At 54.5% G+C, this 11,871-nt stretch carries 11 protein-coding genes; 5 read left to right on the top strand and 6 right to left on the bottom strand.

The features are described 5' to 3' along the window. Positions 1-87: 87 nt before the first annotated feature. The 6 genes from ACM6IQ_RS20325 to ACM6IQ_RS20300 all read right to left on the bottom strand — a co-directional run bounded on the left by ACM6IQ_RS20325 (position 88) and on the right by ACM6IQ_RS20300 (position 4,955). Positions 88-576, bottom strand: coding sequence for a copper chaperone PCu(A)C (locus ACM6IQ_RS20325; RefSeq protein WP_414879658.1), 489 nt, complete (start codon positions 574-576; stop codon positions 88-90). Further along, on the bottom strand, positions 576-1,181 hold the full coding sequence (locus ACM6IQ_RS20320) for an SCO family protein (RefSeq protein WP_017338234.1): 606 nt from the start codon (positions 1,179-1,181) through the stop codon (positions 576-578). Before ACM6IQ_RS20320 ends, ACM6IQ_RS20325 begins: the two co-directional genes overlap by 1 nt. A 233-nt stretch (positions 1,182-1,414) precedes the next feature. Next, entirely contained in the window at positions 1,415-1,651 is a 237-nt protein-coding gene (locus tag ACM6IQ_RS20315) for a hypothetical protein (protein WP_414879657.1), read from the bottom strand. Positions 1,652-1,794: 143 nt separating this feature from the next. Continuing rightward, positions 1,795-2,412 carry a DNA-3-methyladenine glycosylase family protein gene (locus tag ACM6IQ_RS20310; protein ID WP_017338235.1) on the bottom strand — a complete coding sequence of 206 codons (618 nt, stop codon included), beginning with the start codon at positions 2,410-2,412 and terminating at the stop codon, positions 1,795-1,797. 84 nt (positions 2,413-2,496) lie between these two features. Beyond that, on the bottom strand, positions 2,497-3,579 hold the full coding sequence (locus ACM6IQ_RS20305) for a bifunctional transcriptional activator/DNA repair enzyme AdaA (RefSeq protein ID WP_414879656.1): 1,083 nt from the start codon (positions 3,577-3,579) through the stop codon (positions 2,497-2,499). A gap of 242 nt (positions 3,580-3,821) precedes the next feature. Next, the gene (locus tag ACM6IQ_RS20300) at positions 3,822-4,955 is read right to left on the bottom strand and encodes an aminotransferase class V-fold PLP-dependent enzyme (protein WP_414879655.1); all 1,134 of its coding nucleotides are present in this window, start codon (positions 4,953-4,955) and stop codon (positions 3,822-3,824) included. A 519-nt stretch (positions 4,956-5,474) separates the two neighbouring features. On the opposite strand from ACM6IQ_RS20300, the gene ACM6IQ_RS20295 reads away from it, so the two are divergent. From ACM6IQ_RS20295 to ACM6IQ_RS20275, 5 genes are all read left to right on the top strand, one after another. Continuing rightward, positions 5,475-5,876 carry a hypothetical protein gene (locus ACM6IQ_RS20295; protein ID WP_414879654.1) on the top strand — a complete coding sequence of 134 codons (402 nt, stop codon included), beginning with the start codon at positions 5,475-5,477 and terminating at the stop codon, positions 5,874-5,876. Further along, the gene (locus tag ACM6IQ_RS20290) at positions 5,869-6,300 is read left to right on the top strand and encodes a hypothetical protein (protein ID WP_414879653.1); all 432 of its coding nucleotides are present in this window, start codon (positions 5,869-5,871) and stop codon (positions 6,298-6,300) included. The genes ACM6IQ_RS20295 and ACM6IQ_RS20290 overlap by 8 nt, the downstream gene beginning before the upstream one ends. A 35-nt stretch (positions 6,301-6,335) precedes the next feature. Next, positions 6,336-6,674 (top strand): hypothetical protein, encoded by a 339-nt coding sequence (locus tag ACM6IQ_RS20285; RefSeq protein ID WP_414879652.1) that lies wholly within the window; start codon positions 6,336-6,338, stop codon positions 6,672-6,674. Between the two features lie 639 nt (positions 6,675-7,313). After that, positions 7,314-10,103: a hypothetical protein gene (locus ACM6IQ_RS20280; protein ID WP_414879651.1), complete on the top strand. Its 2,790-nt coding sequence runs from the start codon at positions 7,314-7,316 to the stop codon at positions 10,101-10,103. Between the two features lie 317 nt (positions 10,104-10,420). After that, positions 10,421-11,389, top strand: coding sequence for a hypothetical protein (locus ACM6IQ_RS20275; protein WP_414879650.1), 969 nt, complete (start codon positions 10,421-10,423; stop codon positions 11,387-11,389). Positions 11,390-11,871: the final 482 nt, after the last annotated feature.

Genomic DNA, 11,871 nt, shown 5'->3' with positions numbered 1-11,871 from the left:
TGGGATCTCCAGCGTTCAGGAGGCCCCTGGCGAAGAACGATAACGCGGTCCCACTGAACGCCACCGATGTCCGGTGACTTCCAGCGATCAATGCATTTTGCTGTGGTCCGGCATATTCAGCGCTCGCGCCTGAGCCTCAACCTTGATCGACTCCTTCTCGCCATTGGCGTTTTCGACAGTCAAGGTCAGCGGCACTGTGTCGCCTTCTTTGATCTGGCCGACCAGGTCGATCAGCATCACGTGATAGCCATGAGGATTCAGGGTGACCGCTGTCCCTGCGGGCAAGGCAACGAACTCGACGGGGTGCATGCTCATCACGTCGTTTTTCATCGTCGACTCGTGAATCTGCACAACTTTAGCGACCGGTGTTTGCACGCTTAGCAGTTTGCTGTCGCTGCTCGCGGTGACCGTCATGAACGCGCCGGTTGCTTGTTGCCCGGCAACGGTGGCACGTACCCAGGCGTCTTCCACTTGAGTCTGGGCTGAAACCTGAAGCGCCGTTCCCAGCAGAAAAAGCCCCAGGACAGCCGTTTTAACGCGCACATTGATGGCGGTTTTAATAGCATTCGAATTCATCAGCAGACTTCCATAACGGTTAGCAAGTCTTCCGTACACTCTTGTGCAGAAAGGGAAGGGGAAAGCCCGACGCGCAACCTGCCCCTTGTGTCATACACATAGCTGGTCGCTGTATGGGAGAGCGTATAGGTGGAGCCGCTCGGGATTTTCTCATAGAACACCCCGAACTCCTTGGCCGTTTCCGCCGTTTCCTCGAGTGTCCCGTGGAGCGCGACAAATGAGGGATCAAACGTTTTGACGTAGGCATCCAACACCGCTGGCGTATCCCGCTCCGGGTCCAGCGTGATGAAGACGACCTGGAGAATATCCCCGTCTTTTCCCATCAGCTTCTTGATCTGCACTGCGCGAGCCAGGGCGGTGGGGCATACCGCCGGGCACTGTGTGAAGCCGAAGAAAATCATCGGCATCAAACCACGAAAGCTCGAGAGCGTCGTGAGGTTGCCTTCTGAGTCTTTCAGCTTGAATGTCCGTCCGAGGATCTTGTCGCTCAGGTCCTTGCCGTACTTGTACGACAGGCTGACGCTATTGTCACAGCCAGCAAGGAGGCCGAGGCTGAACAAGCCCATACCTGCAACCACCTGGCGGCGGGTCAACGAAACGCTCATGTTCTACAGACCTTTAGATGCGCCCGAACGGATAATCAACCTCGGACAGGGCGTCTTTGATGCATGCCGGTTTAGCGGAGGGGAGCGATTATACGCGTCAAAGGATTATTCATAACTTGCGACAAACTGACGCAGCGAATTCCCCAGCCGGCATCGGTTTTCGGGTCAGCCCTTGATCTCCATCGGGTTGCCAACCAATTTCTGATGGCTGTCGCCGAGGATGGCGGCGTTTTTCAGCTCCACGGATACGTCGAAATCGCCCGCCGCGCCGCGCCGCTCATGCGTACCTGGCGCTGGTTTGCGTCGGCATGCAGTTCAAGGCTCTGGGTACTGTCATCGTCGAGCTTGAACCGTGTGGTCAGGTCGACCGAGGAAAACACATCAGTGTCGAACTGAGCCAGCGCCTCCAGCTTGAGTTGCGGTGGAACGGCTGTAAGGCCCTGGATGGCCGATTCAAATCCTTCGGCCATTGCCCCAAGCGCAGTGCCGGTGGCTGTTAATGTGTGGTGAATGGGCTGACGCGATCGCTAGCAGGCTAGCTCCCACAGTGGATCTCCAGCGTTCATGAGACCCCTGTGGGAGCTAGCCTGCTAGCGATGAACGATAACGCGGTCTACTTGTTGGTCACCCGCCACAAATACCACGCCGCCACCGTCCGATAAGGGCTCCACCCCAACCCGATCTCCACCATCTGTTTACGCGTCGGCTGCACTTCCAGCCCCTTCAACCGCCGATACCCCTCGCGCACCCCGAAGTCATCGGCCGGCAAAATATCCGGCCGCTCCAGGCTGTAGATCAGCAGCATCTCAACCGTCCAGCGGCCAACCCCGCGCAACGTGATCAACCGCTCGATCAACGCCTCATCATCCATCGCCAACGCCGTTGCATAATCGGGTACCACACCGTCCAGCGCCGCTTGAGCGATGCCCTGAATCGTCGCAATCTTGCTCGCGGAAAAGCCGCACCCGCGCAGCTGATCAAACCCGGTCGCCAGAATCTGATCAGGACGCGGAAACGCCGTCGAAGGAAACAGCGCCAGCAACCGACCGACAATCGCATCCCCGGCTTTGGCGTGCAGTTGTTGATAGGCAATCGCCCGCACCAGCGACTCATACGGATCGCGCGCCGCATGCGGCTGGTGCAGACAGGGTCCGATGGCCGCGATGTGACGCGCCCAGTCATCATCTATGGCCCTGAGAAACGCCGTCGCTGGCAAGTAAGGATCGGTCAAGCGTTCACCCCAGGTTTGAGCACTGCGGAATGGCTGTTCGAGCGTGTTCATCGAATGTCCTTCCTCATGGAAAACACCGAAGCGTCAGAACGCAAGTTGTCGTGTGACCTGCACCGCCGCGTTTTCCAGCCTGAGCAGAAACGCCTTGCGCGGTTGTCCTCCACCATAGCCCGTCAATGAGCCGTCCGCACCGATCACCCGGTGGCAGGGCAAGACAATCGAAATCCGGTTGTGCCCGTTGGCCAAACCCACGGCGCGGCTGGCACCGGGCTTGCCCAACAGCGCAGCGATGGTGCCGTAGGTGCTGGTCTGGCCGTAGGGGATTTTCGCCAGTTCGGCCCAGACCTGCCGGGAGAACTCGGAGCCAGGCAAGTGCAGCGGCACCTTGAATTCGGTCAGTTTGCCGGCGAAATACTGGGCCAGCTCTGTTTCGATCTGCTGCAAGTGTGCATTGTGTCCCGGCGCCACGGCATAACCATGACGGTTCTGCAGGGCTTCGACTTCCCGGGTCAGCGCCGGTCGGTCAAGAAACTCCAGCAACACCAGCCCGCGCCGTTCGGCCATGGCGATCATCGGCCCCAGCGGCGTGGTCAGGCGCGTGAACAGCAAAGGCTCGCTATTGGCCGCTCGACCGGGGGTGATGTGGAAGGATTTTTGAAAGGCGTCGCGAAAGCCGCTCAGGGATTCGTAACCGGAATCGAACGCCGCGCTGTCGATGGAATCGCCCTGCCTGATCCCGCCCAGTGCCATGCCCAGGCGTCGGGTGCGCAGCCAGGCGTGAAAGGTCATGCCGAAATGTTGTTTGAACCAGCGCCGCAGCTTCAGCGGCTCGATGCCCTCGGCCTGCAACTGGGCATCGCTCCAGCGCAGCTCGGGATCGGCGTCCACCGACTGGAGCAGCTTCTGCACCCAGTCGGGCGCGATGGCGGCCGCATCCAGCGGTTTGCAACGCAGGCAGGCGCGATAGCCGGCGGACAGGCAGTCATCGGCATGGGCGAAGAACTCGACGTTCTCCGGTTTCGGTTTGCGCGCCGTGCAGCTGGGGCGGCAGAAGATGCCGGTGGTTTTGACCGCGGTAAAAAACACCCCCTCGTAGGTGGTGTCTCGTTCGAGCATGGCGCGAACCATCTCGGCGTGGGGCGGAAGCATCGCGTTTTGTAGGTTCATGGGGTGAGCATAGGGCGCGAGGCCTCAGGCCTCCACCGGAAAATCGACAGGAAATTTTTGATGCTTGTCATCACAGGTTAACCCCCCTGCAGGAGCGAGCTTGCTCGCGATGGTCTTAAGGATAATGCGTGTTTTCTGGCTACACGCGGCGCTCCTGAATTCATCGCGAGCAAGCTCGCTCCCAGGCAGGATACCTTCCTGGCATTCACACGTTCGGCATGTGCTGCGGGCAAAATGAGGGCTTAGTTAGCCATCACCTCGTCCAGCGCCTGCTCGAGGGTACTGACCGTGCGCTCGATATTGTGCAGCTTTTCGAGTCCGAAAAGACCGATGCGGAAGGTCTGGAAGTCGGCCGGCTCATCGCATTGCAACGGCACTCCGGCGGCGATCTGCAGGCCGTGATTGGCAAATTTCTTACCGCTCTTGATGTCGGCATCATCGGTGTAGCTCACCACTACGCCAGGGGCCTGAAAGCCGGCTGCCGCCACGCTCTTGATGCCTTTGCCGGTCAACATTGCGCGCACCCGATCACCCAGAGCCTGTTGTTCACCGCGGACCTTGTCGAAACCGTAGGCTTGCGTCTCTTTCATCACTTCGTTAAATCGCGCCAGGGCATCGCTGGGCATGGTCGCATGGTAGGCATGTCCGCCCTGTTCGTAGGCCTGCATGATCTGCAGCCACTTTTTCAGGTCGCAGGCGAAGCTGCTGCTCTGCGTCTGTTCGATGCGCTCGAGGGCCAGGGAACTGAACATCACCAGGGCGCAGCAAGGGGAGGCGCTCCAGCCTTTCTGCGGTGCGCTGATCAGCAGGTCGACTGCGCACTTGTGCATATCAACCCAAAGCGTGCCTGAGGCGATGCAGTCCAGCACGAACAGGCCACCCACCGCATGCACGGCGTCGCCGACGGCCCGCAGGTACTCGTCGGGCAGGATAATCCCTGATGAGGTTTCAACGTGGGGGGCGAAGACAATCTGCGGCTTCTGCGCCTGAATGGCTGCCAGCACTTCGTCCAGAGGGGGTGGGGCGTAGGCCGCCTGGCGATCCGTGTCGACCGGTCGGGCTTTCAGCACCGTGGTGGCCGCCGGGATGTGGCCCATCTCAAGGATCTGGCTCCAGCGATAACTGAACCAGCCGTTGCGTATCACCAGGCATTGCTGGTCGGTGGCAAACTGTCGCGCCACCGCTTCCATGCCGAATGTGCCGCTGCCCGGGACCACCGCAACCGCCTGGGCGTTGTAGACCTGTTTCAGGGTCTTGGAAATGTTCTTCATCACGCCTTGAAATGACTGCGACATGTGGTTGAGCGAGCGGTCGGTGTAGACCACCGAGTACTCGACCAGCCCTTCGGGATCGATACTGGGATAGAGCTTTGACATGGGGTGACTCCTTGGCAGAGATCTCAGTGATATCGACCCTGCCCTAAGCCTTGGCAAATGACAAGATTGCTTGGGGTTGAATGGCGACTTCGGTTGAGCGGCTGGCATTGATCAGACCGACTGCTGGACGTAACGATGCTCGCAGGTGGCTGCTGAGTTGTGGGAGGGTGGGGCTGATAGGTTCCTTCCTCCTTACGTTCGGTCGATGACGACTTGTTACGAAGGGCAGCAATCGGCCAGAAGCCGCCGCTCAAATGAGTCCACGTCACCACACGCAGTTCACAATGCGTTGCGCACAGCTTCCATACTTTCCTCTCTTGCCGGAGCTGGTCATGGATCGACAGTATGACAAGCTTCCTGAGTTCTCTAGCCTGCGGTTTGTTGGCGAAAGTTTACCCAAGCCGACAACCGTACTAATTGAATGTCACGAACGGACCAGTGAAATGGTTGGTGAATTTCTTTGGTCGGTCTACGCTATCAGAAGCAGTACCTTTGGTCGTGGAAAAGGAGGGGAGGCAGGTGGAGTACCGTATCTACGATGACACGTTCGGTGCAGACAACGCCTGGTCGGAACTGGAACGGCTCGTTGACAGTTCTGACGAAGATGCTGTAGTGGCTGCGGCACGATTCTTCACCGCCATGAACAAAATGAAGGTGGACGGTCGCTGCTATGCAAAACCATTACCTCTGGATCTGATTAACTGTTCAAGTTTTAGGCCAGAAGCGATTCTACATGCTCGCAAAACCAGGGGGCATCACCTGTATTTAACTTTCATCAAGCGGCCAATGGCGCAATATGGAGAGGTACGAATCCTTAAAGCACTCGCGGAGCCGAGACCCACTAACGAAAGCGCAACTGATAGCAAAGAGCGTCACAATAAGATGACTGCTGCATTGTCTGCAGGGGCATACCATGGCTAAAAATATTCCACCGGATTCATCCCTAGAGTCACCTCAAGACCGGATTGCCGCAAAAATTGCTGCGGCAGCCAAGCGCTTACCTGCTGTCGAGCAGGCGTTGAGACAGGAACGTGCAGCACTCGAAGTGGCCGCAGCGGTAGCCGAAATTATTGAAGCCTCTGGTCAATCAATCGAAGAACTTGGAGACATCGCAAGTAATTCCGGAGTATCTGTCCTGGAACTCCAAGATATCCTCTCAGCCAGTACTGAGGGTAAAACGTCGATTGTGACCCTAGCGATCATTGCATCTGCGCTGGGGTACCGATTTGGCTTCAGTTTTGCGCCTAAGTCCATGTCGATTCTTGAGGCTACCAGCTACGTCAAGAAGCCTAGCCACGTCGTTGATGAATTCGCCATAAACTATGTTCGCTATAAAGAACGATGAGATCCCCTGCGAAGTTTAAGCTCCGCCGAGTAATTTTGAAGAGTCTCGTCCTTCTCATTGGTTTATTGGTGATGTATTTCAGTTTGCGATGGGTTGGAACAGCTCAGCAAGGAAATTTGCTCGCATTTTTTGGTTCAGTAGTAATGATTATCCCCCCGGTAAGGGTGATGCTGGATAACTGGGTGTTTCATCAAGCTGCCATTCAGAAGACCGAAGATCCATTGCTAAAGTCCATTCAGGTCAAAATCGGAAAAGCTCAGGTAGTGACATACGTACGATTTTCCTGGGTTGATGCCATTTCTTATTTGGTGGGGATGCTGCTGATTGCTATCGGCTTTTTACTGCAAGTTCTCGGATTGACTCTTCCAGTTTAAAAAAAACAGCGCAGTTTATTGCATGGCATAACCATATTCTGTCTGTCATATGACTGGCCTCCAAGCTTGAGCCTCACTTTCTTCCTCGGACAGCAACATGGCGCCAACTGAAGGTTGAGGCGAATCCAGCATGCCGAGCCGCGATTTAAATGGTGCTTCGGTAATCATTGTCTATTTTTGGCCAAACTCTGCCGTTGCTCACCGGCAGCTTCACGCCCTGAGGAAGTCAGTCAACCTAAATCGAGGTTCTTCAGGAGCGGCGAGCCTTTGTTCGTTTCGGCGCTTTGCAGCGTTACCGAAAGCGCCGGAATGAATACAACACAAAGCTGATCCGTCATATGTCGCTAATCTGGTTATGGATTTCAATCTCAGGCGCATTCTTTACTGAGCCGAAACTGAAGTCGACTTTGTCAACAGAATTGACCAGAAGCGGTTATCCGCAACGATTCGCTTTCGCTTTTCCGGCATGATGTATGCGCACATCAGTTCATCACCCCACTCCCCAACGTCTGCCAACTGCTGGGGTAGCCGCCCCGCCTGATCACATTTTTACATCACCCTTCATAAACCGAACTAATGTTTTGCTTGAGGTTGGCATTTCGCTGCCTCTAGTCGATACCTACTGTGCAGGAGTGGATCATGGGCTTAGGACGAAATCAGCTTGCAATAGTCATCGAAGGAGCAAATGAGCGAGTTGTGAGTAGCGCTGTTTCGATAAATCTTGGGGATGTGGTCGCTCAGGACAAACCCACAAGAATCATTGCGGATCAAATCATCGTCACTGGTCTCGCAGAGACGAAAGGTCATAGCCTAAGTATCTTTTGTCGTGAATTAATCTTTCAAGATGGGGGGCGAATCTCGACCAATGGCTTACCTGGATTACCAACCTTTCCAGCGGAACTCCGAAAAGAATCGCCCCACAGTCCAGGGTCCGATGGCCTTGAAGGAGATGATGGTGGCAATGGCCAAGCAGCCGGTGATGTGACGATTGCAGCTATGCAGCTCACAGGTGAATTAAGTATCACTGCGGTAGGTGGTGAAGGTGGACGTCCTCAGGATGGAGGTCATGGACGACAAGGAGTTGCTGGGGCAGATGGCAAATTCGTCACCCTTCCTGAGGGCACCCCTATCCCCCCCGAATGTAATGGCGGCCCGGGTGCAGCGGGAGGAAAGGCTGGAGTACCAGGAAGAAGAGGTGCTGGAGGTGTCGGTGGCCAGATCAAATTGTCCGTACTGGGTCGCGCTGTAATCGACACGCAAGGGGTTATTTGCACCCATGGTCTGCATGCACCGGCAGGACAACCGGGATCGTTTGGCGCAGGAGGGCCTGAAGGCAAGCCTGGTGGAGTTGATTTCCAAACATGTATAGACGACACAACCGGCCCCCGCTCGTCTATTCAATTAGTCGACCTACAGCAAAATCCACACTTCGAGGTCGCATTCAGCCTTTACAAGTCGGCGGCATCGCTTGGTGTACTCAGAATCATTAGGGACTGTTATCTCACCAGCTCTGCTTCTGGAGCGCCTGGCGCACAAGGCCCGGCTGGAGATGGACGGTTGGCAGATGTTGAACAGAGACAAATGGAGCCAGTGGGGAAAGATGGAAATCTTCATTTATCCCAAATATCGACAGAAAACTTCGCTGTATTGTTTGATGGACCATCACTCGAGATCTTGGCCTGTGGGGTCGAGGATTCATATCGTAGCTCGGGGAATGCGACTACCCCTCTTCTAAAGCAGCAAATTGAGTTTCTTCTTACGATTTGTGTTGATGATCCAAGACCCAGTGCGCTCAAAAAAGATGTAATGGGGCGAGTCTACTCAATGGCACGCAAGATCAATCTCAACCTTGACTTCTATGGCTACACCTTAGAACGAGCACCGCTTCTGTCGTTTGATACCTACTCAAGGCTGATTAATGATCATGTTCTACAGCAAGCAGATCAGGTCGAAAAGTCCTTCAACGCGTACTGGGACGCCGCAGAAAACAAGGAAAAACAACGTGTTCAGTTGCAAATTGCAGTGTCTGCCGCCCGAGGCCGGGTGCTTGCCCTAGAGCTGGAGTTCGACAGAATTAAAGATGAAACCAAGGACCTTTTGGCTAAAATTCCTGGACTGGATGACAAGGTTGTTGCGGCAGAAGCAGTCCTCAATTTCGCCAAGCAAAAGCTCGATGAGGCTATCAGAAATAAAGCCAATGGATGCGATCTAGCGGGAACGCTGATCGCTGTATCTACCATTGTTTCCGGCGTCGCAACGGGTGGCGCAGGTTTTATTGCTGCAGCTTCGGCAGGGGCAAAGCTTTATGGTGATTATACAAGCCACGATGACAGCATTGCGCAGCTTTGGGACTCTAGAAAGCTCATACAGGACGATTTGACTGTTATATCTAAAGGTGCTGGTGATGTGTCAAAGGGAATCGCTGCCATCCAAGAGGGGATGCAAAAGCTCGACAAGACAAGACCCCGGGTGCCTCAATTCATTATGGAACGTGAAGAGTTTGACAAAGTCGCCAAAGAATTTACTGGTATGGAGGAGGCCGAAGAATACCGTGAGGCTGGCTACGACTTTTTGAAGAGCGTGGAGGCTCGTAACTCAGCTATTCTGAACTACAATTCGATGTTGGTCCAATTGGTGGAAATGCAATCCCAAGTTGCAACATCAGACCGCGCAGTTGACATCATTCAGTCGAATCTATCGGCGCAGGCAGACCCTGCTGAGGCAAACGTAGTTAGTGTTATGAGCCGGGTCTACTTGGACACCCTTACCATTGCTGCACAGATGGTACATGCCGAGAAAAAGGCATTGGCATACACATTCGCGCGGCCGGTCGATGCACCATTGTCAGCAATGAATGTGGCCACAATATCCATTGCGCACCAGAAGGCGGTATCTCGTGACTGGGTGGCAGCGAAGGAGCGATATGAAGCACGCCGGCATTTGCAACCTGGTCAATTGGATTTAGATTTAAGATTATTAGTTTCTGCGGTCAACTGGGATATCTTCAAAGAGTCTCATGTGCTGTCCTTCACGATACGAAAAGACCATCCTAAGTATTCCGTCGTGTGGGAGTATCTTCCAGCAGTTCGAGTCACTGGCATCGAACTGGTCCTGGATGGAGCGAAAATCGCGGTTGGGATGACTCAGATTCCATGGGCTATGACGCAGGGCGGTTCAGAGATAATCTACCGATCAAACGCTAATCCAGTAGCATTCAATCACCGCCCAGTGACATTCCGTGGATTTACTAGTCTCGTAGGTGATGAGCCAATCGTGAAGCCAGACTTTTCCGAAAATGATCTCTATGCCGGATTGAGTCCCTTTGCCTCATGGTTGCTAGCATTGAGCTTAAATCCCAGTCTCGGACTAAACCTTGAAGATCTGAAAAGTGCAACTCTTCGGTTATCGGGATATTTCATCGATGGATAGCAGCCGCGTAGTCATCAATCGCTAACACAGACAAGATCCTTCATGGTTCTCTCGTCTGCGAACTAACATCAATCCGGTAAGGGTCGCCGAACCAGTAGGTGAAAGCCATTAAAAGCCTCGTCTACTGGCTTATTAGAAATTATTGGCTGAATCGCGCCTGGTTTCAGGTGCTTCTAGTACTCATTAGCTGCTTTGGGTCAATTTTGTTGAAAGCCCGCTGCAATCGTCGCCGCGAAAAACGGCACAGCGAAGGTTGAAATCTGCCGAGTTTTGAACGGCAAACGTGGTCAGATTTTTCTAGAAGAAAGGAGCCCGACATGAAAACGACCAAACTAGTCGTCAGTGCCCTGGCGGCTGCGGTCTTGGCCGGCTGCGCCGGCCAACCCAAGGCGCTTTACATTCCGTATCCCCAGGAACCTGCAAAGGACGCCAAAGACTATGAAGGCCTGACTAAGTTCACCCTCGCCAAATCCATTCTCTACATCGATCACCCCGACGCAGCGAAGCCAGCCACTCTGGTATCAACACCCGCAGAATCAACCCAGGAAGACACCCGGTCCAGCTACCGATATGCCATCAAGCCCCACGACGGCATGATGAAAAAAACACACCTGACGTTCACGAAGTTCGATGGCACTGATCTCTTGAAGACGCTTGGCATTACCTTCGAGGACGACACCGCGAAGACTGCGGAAGCTATCGGCGGCACAATTGTTGCCATCGGTGGCGTGGTGTGGGCCCTACCTGGTGGAACACCGATGGCAACTGCAGTGACATATCCAATGGCATTGGACACAGGACCACTATTGAAGGATCGCCCACTGGTGGAAGGCCGCGAAGATGGAAGTGGCTTCAGTGTGCCAGGCAAATTGTCAAAGCTAGGTGCCGACGGAAAACCGCTCGACGGCGGAATAGGTTTCACGATCACCTTTGGCAAGATACCGGATGACGCCATCCCGATCTCTGAGTATGTCCAACACTTAGGGAAGGCTGAACAAGAAACCTTCTTTTTCTCCGCTTGCCGCACAGCAAGAATCAATTTTACGACAGGTCCTCAAGAGCTGGCCGACATGCAGTACAGCGTCAGAGTCGCCGATCCGAATTTCATTCAAACCTTAAAGCTGCCGGTCGATGGGTCCTTCAGCATGCACACTACCTGCGGCGCTGACGTGACCGGCAAGCCCAGCAGCAGCCCTAACACCTGGGAAGCGGTCAACAAGATCATGGCTCAGGTCAAAGCCGTCAAAGACGCTTGGAAAACGGCGAAAGACAACAAAGCGAAGTAGAAGCCAAAAGAGCGTTGATTCCTAGCCGGAAGACAGAAATCAGGGGCCCCCCTGATCTTTGCGGAGGGTTGGGAAGGCCGCGATTCGCTCGTCACCTTCGCCCTGTCCAATAATGCGGCACCACCCGTGATACCAAGAATCTGATCGATCGCAGCGATTTTTTGAGTGCGTGGTCAAGCTGAAAGTCAGCGTTGCTGTACGCAACCTCCGCCTTATTGTGCATAGGCCATGTGGGTCGCGATGCGAACGCTCATTGGAGCATCTACTTCGCTACCTAGGTAATCAGCTCAAAACGAGTGTGCGAATAGATCTCGCGAGGTTATATAAACCCTCAACCAGGCAAAAGCGAGAGCTATCAATGAACGACAGCTTTGGGTCGTTTTCTGCCGGACAAAACAGACAGAAAACGGCCAGAAGCAATGGGATGGACTCCTCCTCACCTCGGCATCTTGAGTGCCAGACTGAAGGTGCGAACCACAGTC

It is taken from the genome of Pseudomonas sp. IT-P100 (genome assembly GCF_949767185.1).
Classification (GTDB): domain Bacteria; phylum Pseudomonadota; class Gammaproteobacteria; order Pseudomonadales; family Pseudomonadaceae; genus Aquipseudomonas; species Aquipseudomonas fluorescens_B.
This window is presented reverse-complemented; position numbering and strand designations above follow the sequence as displayed.